The sequence below is a fragment of the Faecalicatena contorta genome (genome assembly GCF_022835095.1).
GTDB classification, from domain to species: domain Bacteria; phylum Bacillota; class Clostridia; order Lachnospirales; family Lachnospiraceae; genus Faecalicatena; species Faecalicatena contorta.
In genome coordinates, this window is record NZ_BQNQ01000001.1 from 4,986,729 (window position 1) to 5,007,106 (window position 20,378).

Sequence of the window (20,378 nt, forward strand, 5' to 3'; positions counted from 1 at the left end):
AACACTGCATGAAAAAAGCCACAACGCTCTGTTGTGGCTTTAAGGTTGCTCAATGTGACATTTTTTGTATTCACCGGGAGTGACTTCCATATATTTTTTAAATGCTCTGGAAAATGTCTTCGAATCACTGTACCCGCAGTCGGCAGCAGCCTCATTCACTGTGCTGCCCCCAATCAATGCCTGAGCCCCCACACTCATTTTCCTGGTATAGATAAACTGGCTCGGGCACATGCCGAATATCTCTTTAAACCTCCTGGTAAAATAGGACCGTTCCATACCCGCACACTCTGCCAGCTCCTGTACCCCCGGATTCTCAGCAATGTGCTCATCAATATACTTCAGCACACGCTTCATGCGCCGGCTGCTCGTGCGGTAAATCGGCAGCCTCTCATTGATCCGCTTCAAAAAGATATCGAACAGCCTGGACACGTCCTGAAAGCAGGCGGGATCACGCTGCAGGAGCCGAATGCTGTGCAGCAGATAATACAGCTCTTCATCCGTTCGGACCTCAATGCAGGTAAAATTCATAGCCAGAGAGATATCCATCTCCACATGGAACCAGAGCACTTCCAGCGGATCGTCCAGATCATGCCGCAGAGAATAGGGCTGCATCACGGGAAGTACATAAAAATACCCCTTTTCCAGCTGCACCTCATTTTCCCCCTGCCGGAACCATGCCTTTCCTCCGCAGACATAATACATGCGGTAAAATGCGGCGCATTCGTCCGTCATGCCCCAGTCCGGAGGGCACAACGTATACTCATTTTGTATAATCTTAAATTCAAAATGCACAGCGTGCCTCCTTCTTTAATCGTTTAACTTAATATTAAATTCCGTTGACTTTTTTATTTACTTATGACAATATTATTATAAAATTTGGAGAAAGGCAAGGAGGGATTCTTATGGCAACATTAAAAGATGTTGCGGAAAAAGCGGGCGTTTCGATTGCGACCGTCTCAAACTGTATTAATAATACGAAAACCGTAAAACCCGCTACCCGGGCAAAGATCATGCAGATCATTGAAGAATTAAACTATATTCCCAATGCATCCGCTAAGAGCCTCAAATCTGAAGCATCCAGAGAGATCGGAGTTGTATTCCCTGATATTGATGACTCCTGTCATGCAGATATTTTAAAGGGAATCATTTCCAGCGCAGAGAATATGGATTATACATTAAATATTTCCTTCTCTTATCACACGCCAAAGCTGGAGCGCAAAATCATAGACCAGCTCATCGGCAGAAATGTAGCCGGGATCATTCTCATCACATGTCAGCCCCAGAATGCAGACTATTTCCAGAACAGCATTGTCAGGCATAACATTCCAACCATATTTATCGATCATTTTCCCGATAATATAGACGCAAACTTCCTGGCATTTGACAATTACAATTCCTGTTACTATCTCACTAAAAAGCTGATTGAAAACGGTTATCACAATATTGACCTCATGATCGGGCACAGCGATTACTTTTCTGAGCGTGAATGTGTCCGTGGATTTACCGATGCCCACGATGACCTGGAACTGGAATTTGACCCCTGTCAGATCATTGAAACACGCTTTACAAAAGAATCCTCATTCCGCAAGGCCATGTTCAACATCGTAGAAAAACCGCCTCAGGCTATTATTACGTCCTCACATCCGCTGGCCAAAGGGGTAATTGAAGCATTTAATCTCTGTTCAATCAAGATTCCAAAAGATACCTGTATCATCACTCTTGGAGAAGAATCCTGGAATGAGAGCAACTATCTGCCGAACCTGCTGCACACGTCCCGTACGGCTTACACGCTTGGCATCCGCAGCATACAAGACCTCATGAAGAATCTTCAGGAGTCGGCATTTTTTGAAAAGGAGTTCATGCTCTTCAAGGATAACGTAATAGGAAGCCACATCAAGATTCCCAAGGCTCCCATTCCCTACCGCATCCCCAAAACTCCCAAGAGGACACTGCGCATTATTGCCACCTCTATGCCCACCATCCTCTCGTTACATGCAGTATCCAAAGAGTTTGAGCGGCAGCATGAGGTTAAAATAGAATTTGATTTTGTAAGCTACAGAGAACTGATCGAAACGATCGTCGCAGACAGTGCCAGGGAAAAAAGTAAATATGATGTATATATGTATGATATCTCATGGCTTACATATCTGGTAAATTTAAATGTGCTCACAGATATTACCGAACTGATTACCTCCAATGAGATGTTTACTAAGCATCTTGTTCCCAAGAACCTGTCCAATGCATGCTATAAGGGGAGGTATTACGGATTTCCTATCGTGGGAGGCTCCCATATACTGTTTTACAGAAAGGATTTATTTGAACAGCCGTCCATCCAGAACCAGTTTGAGACAAGGTACAATATGCCGCTGCGCCCCCCCAAAACCTGGAAAGAATTCAACGGCATTGCCCAGTTTTTTACGAAAGAATTTAACCCCTATTCGCCGACTTTATACGGAACATCCGTCATTGGCAGCGTCAATGAGGAATTTGCCCTGGAGCTGCAGATACGCCTCTGGAGCTTCGGCGGCGGCTTGTATGACAGCGCCGGACGCCTGAAACTGGATACACCGCAAAATGTCAAGGCACTGCAGAGTCTTCTGGATACCGCCCGCTTTACGGAACACGGCATTTCCAATACTTCCATCAATTCCAGTTTCCAGGACTTCGGAATTGGCCGCACTGCTATGCTTCTTTCCTTTACGGAGTACGGAACTCTGATCAACGACTGCCTGCACGGGGATATTATAACGAAAATTGATTACAGCATGCTCCCAGGGCAGACTCCGGCCAATGTAGGGTGGCATATGGGTATCAGCAAGACAACCCGCCACACAGAATTAATAGCAAACTACTTTAAGTGGATATCCCAAAAGAAAACAAGCTACTATATGACGACTTTAAACGGGCAGTCCACCGTACTTTACCCCTATGAGAACCAGGAGATTTTAAGGCTTTATCCCTGGATGAGAGTGAACACAAAGTGCATCGAGAAATCCAGGAACCGGGTCTATCCGTTCCAGGCTCCCGACAGGATCGTACCTCCATACGAGATAGAGACGATCCTTCAGGATGTATGTATCCAGGCTTACCAAAAAGAGCTTTCCCCGCAGGATGCCCTGCGAAAAGGAGAGAGCAGGATCCGGAGGCTGTTTCAATAGAAGTGCCGCTTAAGTGTCCGGTACAGAAACTCCGGCTCAATGGGCTTTGCAATATGGGCGTCCATCCCTGCCTCCTGGGCTTTCGCGACATCCTCCTGAAACGCATTCGCAGTCATGGCAATAATCGGAATTCTGCCTGCCTGCGGATGTGTGCTGGACCGGATCGCCCGGGCCGCTTCATATCCGTCCATCAGCGGCATCTGAATATCCATCAGAACGGCATCATAATAGCCCTCCTTTGATTCAGCAAAAGCCTCCAGAGCCTGGGAGCCGTCTGCGGTTGTATCCACATGGATACCCGTCATCTGCAGAATCTCCACGGCAATTTCCTGATTCAGCGCGTTGTCCTCGGCAAGAAGCACCCTGCGTCCACTGAAATCAAAGTCCTGCGCCGGATTATCTGCCGGTTCTTTTTCTTTACCTTTTCCGGTAATGTCCAGCAATGTGTTGTAAAGAGACGATGCAAACAGCGGCTTTGTAAGAAATTTGTTCACTCCTGCCGCCCGTGCTTCCTCCTCTATCTCTCCATAATCATATGCAGTGATAATAATAATCAATGTATGATGGCCCACAATAGACCTAATTTTTCTGGCCACCTCGACTCCGCTGATCTCCGGCATCCTTAGATCAATAAAACAGATGTCATAATCCTCTCCTGCTTCGTGTGACTGCCGGATTTCCTCCACGATTTCCATGCTGTCCGTCACCCATTTTGCATCAATCCCAAACTTTTGCAGAAGCAGGGATTCATACTGGCAGACATCCTGGTCGTGGTCACCAATAAGCACTTTCAGCGTATCCATCTCCGGATATTTTTCATAAGACCTGTCAGAATCCGCCAGGTCAAAGGGCAGTTCCACTGTAAATGTGGTCCCCACATTTATCTTGCTTTTTACTCCAATCGTTCCCCCCAGAATTGTAACCAGATTCTTTGTAATGGACATACCCAGTCCGGTTCCCTGCATATGGGAATATCCCTGCCTGCGTTCCTGTTTGAATGGCTCATACAAGTGTTTTAGAAAGCCTTCGCTCATACCGGTTCCCGTATCAGAGACGGTAAACCTCAGCCTGACCTGTCCCTTCTGTGAAAACAACTGCCTGACATCCAGCCTGACATGGCCGCCCTCAGGCGTAAACTTCACTGCATTAGATAAAAGATTCAGCAGTATTTGATTCACACGCATAGAATCTCCGATCAGCTCTTCCTCCATCACTCCCTGTATGGATTCATCGAACTCGAGACTCCTGTTGGCCGCCTGTGGATGGATAATCGCAGTCACCGACTCCAGAAGACGTCCGAGATCAAACTTTTCATGGGAAACCGAAAGCCTCCCGTCCTCAATCTTAGACATATCCAGTATGTCATTGATCAGGGAAAGCAGATGTTTCGAGGAAAAACTGATTTTCGCAAGACAGTCCTGTATCCTTTCCCTCTCATCCATATGCGCCGCGGCAATCGTTGTCATCCCGATAATTGCATTCATCGGGGTCCTAATCTCGTGTGACATTCTGGAAAGAAAATCTGATTTTGCCCTATTTGCGTTTTCAGCGGACTGCAGCGCATCACTGAGCTGCTGAGCCTGAGCTTTCAGTTCTTTCTGCATCTCACGCAGCTCTTTTACATCCGTGACATCAATGTAAATAAGCAGATATACAGGAAAACCGCCAATCCAGTCCACGCAGTCCCCGTTAATCTGCATCCAGGCAGTCTGTCCGTCCTTATTCAACATCTTTGCCAGAAAATGTACATGTTCTCCTTTTTTTATACGGCTCATCTGGGACAAAATTACGTCTCTGTTCATATCCAGATTCATCCTTAGAGTCTGGTCTGACATATCCCCGCATTTTCTGGTTCCGAAAAATTCCTGGAATTTATCATTTGCATCTAACAATTTCACATCCCGTTCTGTTTTTACCAAAAATTTTACGGCAAATCCGGGAATGTTATGATATGTAATAGCCTGTATTTTTTCCATTTCAACCAGGTCGTTGATATCGGTAATGACTGTATAAGCAATCGGAATACCCTCAAGAACTTCCTCTGTAAAACTGCCATTCATCCTCACCCACTTATGCCCGCCTCCTTTTACCGGCATACGGGTAATAATGCTGTACCCTTCTTTCCCGGTCTCTGCCGCCTCCAGTACCGCCACGCGTATCTTATTCAGTTCATCCTCATAATGATGGCTCGTATAATAGATATCCGGTCTGTTCCTGAACTTTGTCTGATACTCTTCTTTTGCATAACCGATCAGGTCATAGTAAAAATCATTGGACCATACCATAGTATAATATTCATCCATCAGATGTTTGCTGACACTCACCTGCAGCGAACTCATCAGCATGATATATTCTGCCTCTGACTTGTTTTGTTTCAGGGGATTCTTTTCCTCCGGCTGATATTCTTCATCCTTCTCATTCTCATCTTCCATCTCATTGCCTCCCTTCATCTATTGAGCACGCTCGGAAATTCTCCTGCGCCCATCTTTGCGGCCGAGTTTCCGGGAGTAACCCTATTCACTCGGAATCTTGGCTTTTATTTGACCGCGCTTATCCTGTTCTGATTTGTATGGTGTAATATCGTGGCAGGCCAGCAGACATGCCTCATCACTGTCCCATTTTATCAGGCACGCATCCGCGATGGACCAGACATCAAGCACTGGATTGTACACCTCCATAGTTTTGTTTCTTTTACTCTTTATTCCGCTGACAGGACATAACTCACAGGGGCTTTTTCTGTGAAAAAAGGCTTCAAAGCAGCACATCCCTGTCCGTGCATCAGGTACTGTCTCCCTCGTTTTTGCATTAATGTAAAGAAGGCGGTAACTGTCAGGATCAATGACATAGATCCATGAATTCTGGTTGTCCAGTATCATATCCAGATTCTCAGCAGCCTCCAGAGCACGGTCCTGTGCCCTCTTCTTCAGCAGAAACGTGGATAAAAATTCTGCAATAAATTTAAGCGCATCAATCTGGTTCCTCGTCCACAGCCTCATGGCCAGGCAGTCGTCAAAGCCTACAAAACCTGCAAACCTGCCCTCATCGCTCACCGCACACTGCAGCATGGACCGTATGTTTCTTGCATATAAAAACGGATGTTTTTCCTTTGAAAAATCAGAAATATCCTGACAGTAAAAAATCCCGTTTTCGTCAAAATTGTTCTGATATCCACTGCCCAGGAGCTTATACTCAATATTACACAGCCTGCCGATCTCAGGTTCGATCCCTTCGTTGCACCATTCGAAGGTATTGGTACACCTCGTGCCATCCACTGAATTTTCAAATATATAGACACGGCTGACATTATAGCGCATCCCCACCATCTCCAGAATCGAACTCACGGCTTTTTCAATGTCTCCTGATTCATATAATTTCTGGAATGACTCTGGGACAATACTGTCCACGCTAACCTCTTCTTCCCCATACGATTCGATCCGGGTGCCTGCCGCCGTACTCTGTTCTGCATTCAATACAAATGATTTCTGCATCACTGCTGCATCGTAAAAAGCATAGCCGTTCTTGCCTCTCTGCTTAGCTTGGTACAGCGCCCTGTCACACTTCTGGAACAGATTCTGAAAGTCCAGTCCATCCTCCGGACATAATGCAATACCAATACTGCATGTTAGACAAAGGCCGGAGAGTTTGTCATGATAAACACTTTTCAATGCCCGGATAATCTTTTCAGCCTTGATATGCAGGAATTCTCCTTTTGAGTTGTATTCCAAAAAAACCAGGAATTCATCTCCTCCAAAACGGGCAATGATATCTTTTCCCCTGAAAATATTCTTGATCTTATCGGCTGCTTCCGTGAGAACAGCGTCTCCAAACATATGCCCCATAGAATCATTCACCTGTTTAAAATTATCCAGATCAATAATCATCAGAGCAAACTTCGTTCTTATGGCAGACGATCCCCCTCCTGCAAGAGTATCGTTCGCAGAAAGCGTCTGGGTATATCCGGCTTCCTCTGCCCACTCCAGACGGCGTCTGATCTTTTCAACTGCCGTATCTTTATTGAATACTTTCGTCAGCGAATCCATCTGCACTTTAGCAGACAACTCTTTTATCCGGCGCTTTTCATCGTCAATATCTATGATGACTCCGATCACTCTGACTGGCTTTTTCTCCTCATTGAATTGGGTGGTTACGCGGATTCTGCACCAGAGGTACTTTCCCTGCGCGTTGGCAATCCTCACTTCAGTTTCACCATACGGAATACCCGCAGAAGCGCTTTTCATCAGCTCCAGGAGCGCAGGAAGATCTTCCGGAAAGATATGGGAAGCCTTTTGAATTTCAGTAAAGATATTGTTTGTCAGAGGCTTATAACCGAACTTTTTTTCCCAGTTTGAGGAATAACTAATGACATGCTTTTCGAGATCCCCCTCAAATGTAATATCATTGGTCTGATTCATAACAATGCGGTAGCGCTCCATTGATAGTGCCATCTGCTCCTGAACTTTTTTGATCCTGCTAATATCTGTCAGGATACAATTCACATATTCAATCCCGTCCGCACCTATGATCAGCCGGCATTTTTCCAAAACCCACAGCGATGCGCCTTCCCTTGTTACTATTCGATACTCCAGCGTCTGTGCTCTGCCCTCAGACAACTGTTCCCTATAATGCCTAAGAACTGCACGTTGGTCTTTTGGATGAATCATCTCAATATACCGGTCATGGAACTTCTCTTTTATTTCTCTTCTGCTGTATCCAAACAACGAGATAATTCCATTATTCAGGTATGTAATTGTAAACCATTGGTCGTTCATACACTGCAGAATACCGGCGGGAAGGTTCTCCGTCACAAGATCGTGTCCGGATTTCTCCTGTGTCTTTGCTTCGACGTTTTCCTGATTTTCCCGTTCCCATATAATCAGTACTTTATGTTGTTTGGGATTCTCGATATTTACTCGCAGCGACGTTGCTTTATACCAGATATATTCTCTGGATTCACGGTGCAGAACCCGGTAGCTGCGCGTCTGTTTGATCAGACCGTGTTTAAAAAAGTTCTCCATATATCCACCCAGGATTCCTTCAACAAGAGGACGGTCATCCGGATATACTGCATGTTCAATAAAATTACTCAGCGACTCTTCAAAGGTGCTGCCTGACCTAAGATCCTGAAAATCCTCGTTTTGCTGATAAACTAGATGATAGACCCCGCTGTCCATATCGAGTTCCACCACTGTGGAGTCCAGGTGCCTGAGCAAAGCAAAATATTTCATCTGCTCCAGTTTCGGTACATTTTCCTGATCCGTATGCAGTACAGGCTCCAGGGTGTCCTGGTATTTAAATACAGTACCCGAAAGATTGCCGTCCGCATATTCACGGGTCAGATGAAAGAACTTTTCCCGCACATTCTTCAGACATTCCAGCAGTTTCGGAGAGAACATTCCACACTCTCCATTAAGTATCATATTCAACGCCCGCTCCGGCTGAATGGCCTTTTTATACACCCGGTCAGTAGTCAGGGCATCATAAGCATCAGCGATCCCCACTGCCTGCGCATAAACCGGGGTATTATCCCCTATCAGCCCATCGGGGTATCCTTTTCCGTTCCAACGTTCATGGTGATAGCGGCAGATATTATATGCATATTTCAGATACTCTTCATCTCCCATTTTGCCCAGACTGGAAAGAATCTGACACCCCCTAACCGTATGCGTCTTCATAATTTCAAACTCTTCGTCCGTAAGACGGCCCGGTTTATTCAAAATGGTATCCGCAATTGCTATCTTTCCAATATCATGAAGTGCCGCCGCTTCCGCAATGACCTGGATTGCCCTATCATTCAGCTCGTATTCCGGACAGGAATACATGACATTTTCCAAAAGCACGCCTGTAAACTTGCGGATTCGCAGAACATGCTGCCCGGTCTCCGCGCTTCTGTGTTCAATAATGGAAGAGAGTGTGTCCATGATTACATCCCTCGATTCCCTCACTTTCATTGTCTGTTCTTCCAGCATTTCTTCTAGGTGCATCTTATGGCGGTTCAGTTCTATTGCATTACGAACCCTTCTTCTGACAACATGGGGTTCAAATGGCTTGATAATAATATCAGATGCTCCCATATCAAAGGCACGGACTTCATTTTCCATAGAATCTTCGGAAGTTATAATAATAACAGGGATATTAGTCATAAGGCCATTCTGCCCCATTTCCTGCATAACCTGAAATCCATCTTTTACAGGCATCACCACATCCAGCAGGACAGCTGCCAGTGATTCCCGGTACTGTTTTATCAGCATCAGGGCCTGTTCCCCATTTTCCGCTTCCAGAAGATTATATTCCTGCTCGAACAGTACATGGAGAATCGCACGGTTCACTTCCATATCATCTACTATTAAAATGGTGTCCCGGTTCATTCTCATCCCCCCTGGCGTCTCCTGCCACATTATTAACCAGTGTATCTATGAACTTCCTTCTCTCTTCTCTTTTATATATATCCACGCCGCTGTACATCTTAAAAGTACTGGCAGACATAATCGCCACCTGCAGAGGCTGTAGAATCTGCAGCGCTATAATACGAAGTTCCAGCTCATTCTTTTTATTCTGAAACAGCTCTTTTAACATGGGAATCAGATATAGTTCCACCTGCATGCTGCCGCGCTGGAGCTCCATTGTCAGCATGAATTTTGCCAGTTTTTCATATGCTTCGAACAGTTCGTAGATCGTATCCAGCATATTTTTAATTCTTTCTGCCGGATCTATGGACTGCATTTCTGATCGGTTCAAAATGTGTGCTACCGCATCATCAACCCTTTTTTCGATTGCGGCTGCAAGAAGATTGTCCTTGCTTCCAAAATAATAATTTATTAGTCCGGTTCCTACTCCTGCCAGTTTAGCAATGCCGCGGACAGTGATTTTATTTACGTCTGTATTTTCTTTTATCATTATGCCTGCAGCTTCAATGATTTTTTCTTTTGTATCCTGGTTGCAGTTCATAAATTTGTTTCTCCCATAATCCCTCTGTGTACTTCTATTTTTAAATATATTGTGTTCACTTTATTATAGAATATTGAATCTGATTTGAACATGTTCAATATAGTAAAAAGTATAGTCTTTCGCTATCCTTTTGTCAAACTCTTTGTCCGGAAAACTTGTATTAGATGTTGTAATGTCAATGGACGGTTAATGATAGAGATACCGCAGAGGTACCATAATACTCTTTTGCTTTATCCTCAGACACAGTAAATCTTTTCTGCAATTTTCTATAATTTTATCTTTGACAAATCCTTCCTCAATATCATCCAGTACCAATGCTTGAATGCCCTGCTCTATTCCCTCATTCAAAGCCCACGTTTGGTAGGGAAGTAGCTTTTTTCGGGGATTTGGTGCAACCCACTACGCGGAAATATCGGCCAGTTCCGCAAGCGCGATAGTACCGACAAAGTTATAAACAATCTCGATTTCCTGTTCCCGTAGCGGTTCGTGCGGCGGCGTTTCTGTGTTGTTCGTTCCGGAACGTGAGCTAATATTTATGGGGTATCACCGCGGGAATCGAGAAAATTCTGATCTTTGGACGATACCCGGATATATCCATAAGTCTGCGCTGACATATTGTTACCTCCTGTGAAAATCATACAGGATCACATCTCCAGCGCCAAGCATTTCCATCCTTTTCCGGTCAGCTCTGCCATATATTTTTCTTTAATCTGCATTAAACAATTTTCTTTTTATTTACCCTCAATTTCATTTTTTGCTGACAGAAACCGCCTCCAATATTTCAAGTTGGCATAAGAAGATACCCGCTTCATATAAACTATATCATAGACGCCACCTACCACTCCTACAATCGGGATTCCCTGCAGAAACTTCATATACAGTAGTTCTTTTGACAATAACCGGGCCGTCTTATGAATCTCCTTTTCCCGGCTGTAATTTTCCGGCAGCTGAACAGTTCTAATATATTCATTCACTTTGCCGTTTATTTGGTTCATCTTATCGCCGTACGATACTGCTCCCTGGATCAGCAATAACACAAAATACCGCTCTTCCTCTGAGTCATATTCAAAACCGTAACTCAGAGCAGTCTCATAAACGTTCTTTAATATCAGACCTGTAAAGAGCGGAATATCCGGCAAACCAATTCCTAAGGCTCCCAGACCAATCCCTGATACCCCTGAGAGTACCAGATTTTTCGCCTCCACAACTCCAGCCATTCTGGAAAAAGCACGCAGAGAATTGCGGTTCTGACGTATCTCGTCCGCATACTGATTGACCTGACAGGTCTTTTCCAGTTCTTCTTTTCTATAAGTCTTTTCAATTATTGCAGTCCCTTTTTCAAATATCATAGAAAATGCCTTGGCAAAGGCTGCATCCAACGTATGCTGCAATTTTTCCGGAACTTTCTCTGCTAATTTTTGATTCAGAAGGGTATCCTTCTTTTCCTGCCGTCCCTTTAAAAAGACGGATTCCTTCTTCTCTAAACGATCCCATTCCTTTTCAAAAGGCGTTTTTTTATGAAACATTTCCATAACCGGCTTACCTCCCTAAAAGATAAATATCTTAACCCGCGCATATTTGCTATAAAAATTTCATTCTTTTTTATCTAACAACATCCTAATTAAATGTAATATAAATCGTAACTTGGTTTAATATAACATAAATAGCACATTAATTTACCTGTTTTGGATATTCTTTAGAAAGTATTTAGTCTGCTGCCTCAGAAACACTTTTACTTGAAAGACATTACTATATAAACAAATTGCAACGGCACCTTATTTCATCAAAGTCTCTTACCCGGATATTTTATATACAAATGTTTTGTTGTGTATTTATGATTAGACTTGAAAATGCGAAAATTGTCCATCTGTTCAGAAATCACTTTCCACCTGGCTTTTACTGGTGGCTTACTGGGTTAGCGAAATCATGGCGGCTATCCTGCATAATGATTTTATCATGATCCCTTTTTCGATATTTCGGCTATTTACAGTGATCTCACTGACTTTGATGCTGTTTTTCTTTTTCAGACTTCCCGGATATGTATGGCCCCGCTATGCACAAAAAGGAGATGGACTGATCTGCCCCAGGCATTTTTTGCCGAAATATTTCTCCTTGTCTTCCTGTACGGCCTTCTTGCATCATAGAAGCTTAATAAATACAGAAAAACACCGAAAACCTTCATTGCAGCATGAAGGTTTTCGGCATTCTCTTTTCAGCGTTCCTGGGCGGATTCGAACCGCCGGCCTTCCGCTTAGGAGGCGGACGCTCTATCCTGCTGAGCTACAGAAACATTCAGATATATTTATAAATAACTGAATGGTAAAACACAATTAATAATATAACATGAATCAGTAAAATACTCAACTTTTTTTCTAAACATTTTTACATTTTTTCTGTCTGGCTGAGAGATAAAATAGGACATGATCCTAGAAATTAATATATCCCTGCAGCCAGATTGTTCCCTTAAATCTTCTTCCAATCTCAGGCTCACCCATGACTTCTTTTGCGGGTACGCATACATCGAACTGCAGTTCATTTACATCCAGTTTCATCTGATACAGCGGTTCTTTTGTAAGAGTATTTTCTCGCTTTCTAACAGCAAGTATCTCTCCCATTATTGAGTACAAATCACATTCCACGCCGTAAGGCATAAAATATGTATCTACTATCGTAAATATATCTTCATGAATCAGCCTGCGGGATACTTTGGAATATGTATCGATATCATCCAGAGTAAGAGTTTCTATTGCCGTCTGGTCGCCGCTTCTGGCTGCATTAAGCAGCACTTTCCTGTTATCTGACGCTTCTTTTTCATTTTTCACCTGATCCTCACTCTTTTTTACCGGAAACAGGATCTTCCCGGACAGAGCAAGACCGGAAAATGTAACTGAGACTGCCAGCTCGGTTGCAAAACCAAGCTGGCGCTCCCTCATATACTCGATTCCATTCTGCAGATGGAAAATAAGGCTGATACCAACTTTCGGATCCTCACATATTCCCACATACTCTTCCTTCTCGATTCTTTTTTCTACAATTACATCAGCGTATGTGGTTACACCGCTCCCTTCAAAATATGGAAAATAATAATCTGCATCGAAATTTTCAAATTCATCCAGTTCACCGCACAAGGTTATCCCCACATTTTGTCCGTATTCCTTCTGAAATTCACAGTAATCTGCCCAATTCTGATAAGATACGATAGTCTGGTGTGTAAAAGTAGTTTCTACCTGATTCAACAGTTCTTTTATATCTTTCTTTGTCTTCAGGTTGTTAAATCCAATTGCTTTCAGATATTGATGCATAATATTCTCCAAATTATAGTACTATATTATCTTAATACTATTTTCTAATATATATTCATGAATCCGTTAATTTTTCGGAGTTATCACTGCATTCCCTCCCATATATGGGCGGAGCGCCTCCGGTATTTTTACGGAGCCGTCTGCCTGGAGGTTATTTTCCAGAAATGCAATCAGCATTCTTGGCGGAGCTGCTACCGTATTATTCAGTGTATGTGCAAAGTATTTTGTCTTATCACCCTTTACACGTATTCCCAGCCTTCTGGCCTGTGCATCGCCCAAATTAGAGCAGCTTCCTACTTCAAAATATTTTTTCTGCCTTGGGGACCATGCTTCTACATCCACGGATTTCACTTTTAAGTCAGCAAGGTCTCCGGAACAGCACTCCAGAGTACGCACCGGTACATCCAGAGACCGGAATAAATCCACCGTATTCTGCCATAGCTTATCATACCATTCCATACTGTCTTCCGGTTTGCATACAACAATCATTTCCTGTTTTTCAAATTGATGTATACGATATACACCGCGCTCTTCGATTCCGTGCGCCCCTTTTTCTTTTCTAAAACATGGGGAGTAACTTGTCAGTGTCTGTGGTAGCTCTGCTTCCTGCAACTGAGTGTCAATGAATTTTCCGATCATGGAGTGTTCGCTTGTTCCAATCAGATAGAGGTCTTCGCCCTCGATCTTGTACATCATGGCGTCCATTTCTGCAAAGCTCATAACGCCTGTTACAACATTGCTGCGAATCATAAAAGGAGGCACACAGTAGGTGAATCCTCTGTCGATCATAAAGTCTCTTGCATAGGAAATCACGGAAGAATGAAGACGTGCAATATCTCCCATCAGATAATAAAATCCATTCCCAGCAACACGCCTTGCGCTGTCCAGGTCTATGCCATTAAAACGCTCCATAATTTCTGTATGGTAAGGTATTTCGAAGTCTGGAACGAATGGCTCTCCGTATCTCTCAACCTCTACATTCTCACTATCATCTTTTCCAATTGGTACGGATGGATCAATTATGTTTGGAATAATCATCATGATCTTCCTGATATTTTCTTCTACTTCTTTTTCTTCTGCAGAGAGTGCTTCCATTCTGTCTGCATTTTCTGCTACTTTCTGTTTAAGGACTGCTGCTTCCTCTTTCTTTCCCTGTGCCATCAGCGCACCGATCTCTTTTGAGATTTTATTTTTTTCGGCTCTTAATGCCTCCACTTCTTGCTTAATATCCCGGTTTTTTTTATCCAGTTCTAAGACTTCATCTACCAAAGGCAGTTTTTCATCCTGGAATTTGTTCTTAATATTTTGTTTTACAGCTTCAGGGTTATTTCTTACAAATTTAATATCTAACATAGTATCTTTTCCTCTTTTCCTCTCTATCTTTTATTTAAATCATATGCTTCCTGGAATATAGCTCTTTCCAGTGACTCTGATTCCTCCTCAGCCAGCTCGATATAGCTCTGCCCTTTTACAACCTCTTTAATATAAGTATAACAGCCTTCCCTGCTGTGCATTGCATTTAATATCCATCCATTATCATTTTCATCCAGCATAGTCAGTGCAAAACTTAGATTGCCCCCCATTTCATGGAACGCATCGTATTTTACGATGCCAATTTTCTGATAATGGAGCTTCATTTTTTTATAAATATCCTGTATATCCAATTGATTTTTTTTTGCGATTTCCGCAATTTCATCAAGCTCAGAAAATCGTGTAAGCATGCTCTCTTCTAGATTCTTTCCATCTTTCCCTTTCATAAACGAAGAATAACTGGTTTTTAGCCTATTGTACTTCATATTTACACTGATTAACATAACAAATAACAGAACCTGTATCAAAAACAAAAGTATAATCAAATACACAGGATCTAGTCCAATATTACCTAAAATCGTATTTTCCATACCCACTTCCTCCTTATTAAATTATGTATCCCCTTTTACCGCCAAATTTACCAATCTATTGCCATCACTGTTTATTATGCTGACATTTCCCCATATTATGATAAGCGGTACAATAGTGTGTATTTTAATTCATTACATCTCAATCATTTCTTATAGACATAATCAGATCGAATATACGTTCGAGTTCATCTTCTGAATAATACTCAATCTCAATTTTTCCTTTTCCATTTGCTTTTGGACTCACATTTACCTTTGTACCAATGATATTTTTCATCTTTTCTTCCAGATTATCATAGATAAATGTGTGTTCAACTTTTTCGATTTTTTGTTCTTTTTTAGGATTTTTCAGGGCCTTAACTAATTTCTCGGTCTCCCGGACACTTAATTTTTCGTCAAATATCTTGTTTGCAAGTATATATTGCTGTTCTTCATCGTCTATAGCAAGCAGAGCTCTGGCATGTCCTGTAGTAATCATGTCGTCTACTATCATTCTCTGTACTTTTTCACTCAGTTTTAGAAGACGCATAGAGTTTGTTACCGCTGTTCGGCTCTTTGATACTCTTTCTGCAACTTCATCCTGTTTCAGACTGAATTCTTCCAGCAGACGTTTATAGGCCATCGCCTCCTCAATAGGATTCAGGTTTTCTCTCTGAATATTCTCAATCAAAGATATTTCAACGATTTCCTGGTCAGTATAATTTTTTATAATTACAGGTATTTCCTTTAAGCCTGCAAGTTTTGCTGCCCGCCATCTTCTCTCACCTGCAATAATTTCATAGTAATCCTTTTTTTTCTGTACAACCAAAGGCTGTAAAACGCCAAACTGCTTGATCGAGTCTGAAAGTTCAAGAAGAGCATCTTCATCAAAATCTTTTCGCGGCTGCTCTCTGTTTGGTTCTACTTGATTAATTTTCACTAACATTTCGCCAGATTCATTTACTACTCCCTGCTTTTCTGGCTGTGTTATGGTCTCCTGCTTTACAGGCTTTTTTACGGACTTATCACTTCTATCGGGAATCAGACTGTCTAAACCTTTTCCGAGTCCATTTCTTTTTACTGCCATTCTTATTCCTCTCCTTTATTAATCACTTCTTCTGCTAACATCATATAACTCTCTGCTCCGGCAGACTTTGGATCATATAAATTAATAGGCATCCCGTAGCTGGGTGCTTCTGCCAAACGGATATTCCTCGGTATTATAGTCTTATAAATATTCTGATTTAAGTTATCTTTCACATTCTCGACTACCTGTAAAGAAAGATTAGTTCTGGCATCATACATTGTAAATACAACACCTTCTATTTCCAGTGATGGATTCAGCCTTTCCTGTACCAGTTCAATGGTATGTACCAATTGGCTCAACCCTTCCAGTGCATAATATTCACACTGAATAGGTACAAGTACGGAATCGGCCGTAGTCATGGCATTAATAGTAAGCATGCTCAATGCAGGTGGACAATCAATAATCACAAAATCATAATCGTCCTTAACCTTTTCAATTTCATTTTTAATAATATATTCCTTGTTATCAACACCAATTAATTCAATTTCCGCTGCTGATAAGTCTATATTAGATGGAAGAACATCAAGATTATCAAAAACTTCTCTGCAAATACATTCCTCAATTCTGGCGCCACCGATAATCAAATCATATACAGTGTTTTCAACTTCATTTTTATTTACACTAAGCCCACTCGTCATATTTCCTTGCGGATCCATATCCAAGGCTAAAACCTTTTGTCCCAGTCCAGCAAGTGAAGATGATAGATTAATAGCCGTTGTAGTCTTACCCACACCACCCTTTTGGTTTGCAATTGCTATAATTCTTCCCATATTTGTACTCCTTTCATTGAACACTTCACTATTATATCACTTTTTTCTCCGCATATCTATATAATGTTTCACGTGAAACATAGAATTTTTAATAAAAATAAAAAAACTATGTTATTAATGTCATCAGAATAATAAAAACTATACCAATTAATCCCCATAACTTATAAATTCCAAACAAACCTACTACAAAGGCAAATATTATTTTACTCTTAAAAGACATTTTGAACTTTTATCCTAAGGACGACTTTGAAGAAAGGATGCAGAACAAGCATATATTCAAGGGCTCCCCTTTCAATTCATACCCCTAAAGTAAATCTGTAGTATAGCAGCAAAACAGGGTATGTCATTCTGCAAAATTATATCTTAAGTTATACCTTAAAAGAGGTTCTATAACTTAGATGCAGAATAAATTATAACCAAGGGGTGTCCTGTAACTCATACCCCTATGGATGAATCCGCAGCATAACGCATAGTTTAAAGTAATACCGTAATTTATGTCCTATGGACGAATCCGCAGCAAAACTGCAGATTAAAATAAAATAGTAGATTACAGCATAAATGTTTCACGTGAAACATCTAACCAGTATAAATACCCAAATTCAAAATTTACATTTAATTCGCGTAAACTAATTATCTATCCCAATAAAGTATTAAACATTATCTAATACTCTCACAATTTTTTTGTCTTACAATCCATCTAAAAACTCCCCCCTCTTCATTTCCAAACCAATCCTATTCCTGAACCATCTTATATCCAAACTAACTAACCTATCACCATCCGCCTCCCCGTAGAATTCTCACAACTAAATTTATCTACAGATTTGATAAACCAGACAGAATGGAACAGTGCGCCAGCTGCATTGCTGGAAACTTACATGTCCATTTCTGGAAGCATAGAGAGCGCCATAGAATTACAAAATGAAAAGTACATCGGATTGGAAGGATAAAATTTGCTCACCGAAGCAGATTTTAAGGCGGCATTCACCGCGGAATTCATCAGAATTGCGTGGTGAATGCCGCCAGTGCCTTCCAATCCGATGTACTTTTCATCTAGTAAGTCTTGGCAAACGGACCGATCCAAAAATGGACACGTAAGTTTTCAGCGATGCAGCTGGCGCATTGTTCCATTCTGGCGTCTCACTTAACATTCCTAATATAAATTTTTCAAATTTAGTTAAATAAATTTACATGCCCCTTCCAGTGTAGTATAATGATAAGTATAAATTTAGAAAGAGGTGAAACATAGTGAGTTGGAAGAAAAAGCTCACAACATGCGCTCTTCTTGGAGGCACTGCTGCCGGAATGATGCATGTTGTCAATAGACTAGTTTATTACATTTCCACAATAGATAACCTATTATACCATAAAGATGAAAAATATTATGATTGGAGATTCGGACGTATATTCTACACTAAACAGGGAAGCGGTTCTCCAATTTTATTAATTCATGACCTGAACGTTATAAGTTCATCCTATGAATGGAATAAAATTGTTGAAACACTATCTCAGACTAACACAGTCTACACCATTGATCTGCTGGGATGTGGCCGCTCGGACAAGCCAAATCTTACATATACCAATTATTTATACGTACAATTGATCACTGACTTTATCAAACACATTATTTGCAGTAAGACAGATGTAATAGCAACTGGTGAATCCGGAACCTTTGTTTTAATGGCATGTGCAAATGACAACACAGTTATAGACAAAGTAATGCTAGTCAATCCACAAAACCTGGTTACACTGGCAAAGATACCAACAAAACGCACGAAATTACTTCGCCACTTTATAAGTACACCGATCATAGGAACATTTGCTTACAATATGCTCATTAATAAAAGAACCATCGAGGACAGTTTTCGGACACAATATTACTACGATCAAAATAAAATCGAAGAAAGAAGTATCATGACCTGCTTCGAGTCTTCGCACAAATCCAATACCCGCTCAAAGTATTTATACGCAAGCATGAAATCCCGTTTTACAAATGCAAACGTAATGCACTGCCTCAAAGGACTTACCAACAGCATCTTTATCATAGTAGGAAATGCCAACCCTGAAAACGGACTCACAGCAAATCAATATCAGAACCAATTGCCATCTATTGAGATTGTTGGAATAGACAAAACAAAACACTTGCCGCAAATGGAATCTCCAAAAGAATTCATAGACCAAATCCGCATCCTTTTTGATATCGAGGGGGATATCTGAATTGGGTAGGGGAATAGGGGCTGGTTGGATACGGTATTGTAGGATAACTAGCGCTATATCAAAAAAGACTTTGACATGACGGACACCGCGGATACTCACGATTATGCCGATACATACTCGCTGCGGTTCCGCTTTTCACCAGGACTTGTGGTCCTGGTGAAAGTCAGCATGTCAGAGTCTTTTTTGTTAAAGCGCCAGTAATCCCACAAAGAACGTCCCACTACCATCCCAAAAACCTCCCCGCTACAAAATCGGCTCTTTTGAGGGCAAACCTGCTTTTCGAGGGTATTTTTTTTTGGTAGATTCTATTTTTTTTATCGTTACGAATGATCTCCCTATTTCTGTTCCCGGAAGCTGGAATTTTACTGTTTTTTCTGTCTTTCCTCCCAGGATTTTTACAGCTTTTTGAGATGCCTGCAGTTCCTCCTCTATATTACCGGATTTATAAGATATGAATATACCCCCTACCCGTATATATGGTATACAGTACTCACTCAATGTTGATAAATTTGCCACCGCTCTTGATACACATAAATCAAACTTCTCCCTATATTCCGTCTGCCTTGCGTAATCTTCAGCTCTTCCATGAAGCGTATCTATCTCTTTCAGTCCCAGTTCCTCTATAACTGTGTTAAGAAACTTTACTCTTTTGTTTAAAGAATCTAATAGAACGACATGCAGTTGTGGATAAACTATTTTTAAAGGAAGACCTGGAAAACCCGCTCCGGTTCCTATATCTATCACTGTTTTAATGTTTTCTATATCAATAGCTTTTACTATAGAGAGGCTGTCAACAAAATGTTTCTCATTGACTTCGTCATATTCGGTGATTCCCGTCAAATTCATGACTTTGTTCCACTCAGTCAGTAATTCATAATATCTCTGGAACTGCTGTTTTTGTTTTTCTTTCAACTCGATATTCAATTCTAACAGCTGACTTTCAAATTTATTTTCCATACATTTTCTCCCGGTAAATGACTATAATACTTTGTACACCATCGCTTATTTTAAATTTGTACCTGAGA

General features: G+C 41.6%; 14 protein-coding genes and 1 tRNA gene. 2 read left to right on the forward strand and 13 right to left on the reverse strand.

Features of this window, described 5'->3' with window-relative positions:
- Window positions 1-39 precede the first annotated feature (39 nt).
- Complete coding sequence (locus MWG26_RS22245) at window positions 40-792, reverse strand: helix-turn-helix domain-containing protein (RefSeq protein WP_025653836.1); 753 nt, start codon at window positions 790-792, stop codon at window positions 40-42.
- A gap of 110 nt (window positions 793-902) precedes the next feature.
- Here MWG26_RS22245 and MWG26_RS22250 point away from each other — a divergent pair, with 110 nt between their 5' ends.
- On the forward strand, window positions 903-3,158 hold the full coding sequence (locus MWG26_RS22250) for an extracellular solute-binding protein (RefSeq protein WP_025653837.1): 2,256 nt from the start codon (window positions 903-905) through the stop codon (window positions 3,156-3,158).
- Here the strand turns inward: MWG26_RS22250 and MWG26_RS22255 are convergent.
- From MWG26_RS22255 to MWG26_RS22300, 10 genes are all read right to left on the reverse strand, one after another.
- Window positions 3,152-5,590: a response regulator gene (locus tag MWG26_RS22255; protein WP_117440581.1), complete on the reverse strand. Its 2,439-nt coding sequence runs from the start codon at window positions 5,588-5,590 to the stop codon at window positions 3,152-3,154. The genes MWG26_RS22250 and MWG26_RS22255 overlap by 7 nt on opposite strands.
- Window positions 5,591-5,671: 81 nt before the next feature.
- On the reverse strand, window positions 5,672-9,523 hold the full coding sequence (locus MWG26_RS22260) for a diguanylate cyclase (RefSeq protein WP_044925975.1): 3,852 nt from the start codon (window positions 9,521-9,523) through the stop codon (window positions 5,672-5,674).
- Window positions 9,492-10,103, reverse strand: a complete 612-nt coding sequence (locus MWG26_RS22265) for a TetR/AcrR family transcriptional regulator (protein ID WP_117440548.1) — start codon at window positions 10,101-10,103, stop codon at window positions 9,492-9,494. Before MWG26_RS22265 ends, MWG26_RS22260 begins: the two co-directional genes overlap by 32 nt.
- A gap of 731 nt (window positions 10,104-10,834) precedes the next feature.
- Entirely contained in the window at window positions 10,835-11,635 is an 801-nt protein-coding gene (locus tag MWG26_RS22270; protein WP_025653840.1) for an EcsC family protein, read from the reverse strand.
- Window positions 11,636-12,319: 684 nt separating this feature from the next.
- A tRNA-Arg gene (locus tag MWG26_RS22275) sits at window positions 12,320-12,393 on the reverse strand.
- A 136-nt stretch (window positions 12,394-12,529) separates the two neighbouring features.
- Complete coding sequence (locus MWG26_RS22280; protein ID WP_025653870.1) at window positions 12,530-13,405, reverse strand: DUF3881 family protein; 876 nt, start codon at window positions 13,403-13,405, stop codon at window positions 12,530-12,532.
- 66 nt (window positions 13,406-13,471) lie between these two features.
- Window positions 13,472-14,758 carry a serine--tRNA ligase gene (gene serS, locus MWG26_RS22285; RefSeq protein WP_025653871.1) on the reverse strand — a complete coding sequence of 429 codons (1,287 nt, stop codon included), beginning with the start codon at window positions 14,756-14,758 and terminating at the stop codon, window positions 13,472-13,474.
- A gap of 23 nt (window positions 14,759-14,781) precedes the next feature.
- Window positions 14,782-15,306, reverse strand: coding sequence for a DUF4446 family protein (locus tag MWG26_RS22290; protein ID WP_025653872.1), 525 nt, complete (start codon window positions 15,304-15,306; stop codon window positions 14,782-14,784).
- A gap of 139 nt (window positions 15,307-15,445) precedes the next feature.
- Window positions 15,446-16,369, reverse strand: a complete 924-nt coding sequence (locus tag MWG26_RS22295) for a ParB/RepB/Spo0J family partition protein (RefSeq protein ID WP_025653873.1) — start codon at window positions 16,367-16,369, stop codon at window positions 15,446-15,448.
- Between the two features lie 2 nt (window positions 16,370-16,371).
- On the reverse strand, window positions 16,372-17,139 hold the full coding sequence (locus MWG26_RS22300; RefSeq protein ID WP_025653874.1) for a ParA family protein: 768 nt from the start codon (window positions 17,137-17,139) through the stop codon (window positions 16,372-16,374).
- A 1,245-nt stretch (window positions 17,140-18,384) separates the two neighbouring features.
- Between MWG26_RS22300 and MWG26_RS22305 the strand changes: the two genes are divergently transcribed.
- Window positions 18,385-19,353: an alpha/beta fold hydrolase gene (locus MWG26_RS22305; protein ID WP_025653875.1), complete on the forward strand. Its 969-nt coding sequence runs from the start codon at window positions 18,385-18,387 to the stop codon at window positions 19,351-19,353.
- A 101-nt stretch (window positions 19,354-19,454) separates the two neighbouring features.
- Here MWG26_RS22305 and MWG26_RS22770 read toward each other — a convergent pair whose 3' ends face one another.
- Together MWG26_RS22770 and rsmG are read right to left on the reverse strand one after the other, a co-directional pair.
- Window positions 19,455-19,580 carry a hypothetical protein gene (locus tag MWG26_RS22770; protein ID WP_275891934.1) on the reverse strand — a complete coding sequence of 42 codons (126 nt, stop codon included), beginning with the start codon at window positions 19,578-19,580 and terminating at the stop codon, window positions 19,455-19,457.
- Window positions 19,581-19,596: 16 nt separating this feature from the next.
- Complete coding sequence (gene rsmG / locus MWG26_RS22310; RefSeq protein ID WP_025653876.1) at window positions 19,597-20,310, reverse strand: 16S rRNA (guanine(527)-N(7))-methyltransferase RsmG; 714 nt, start codon at window positions 20,308-20,310, stop codon at window positions 19,597-19,599.
- Window positions 20,311-20,378 lie beyond the last annotated feature (68 nt).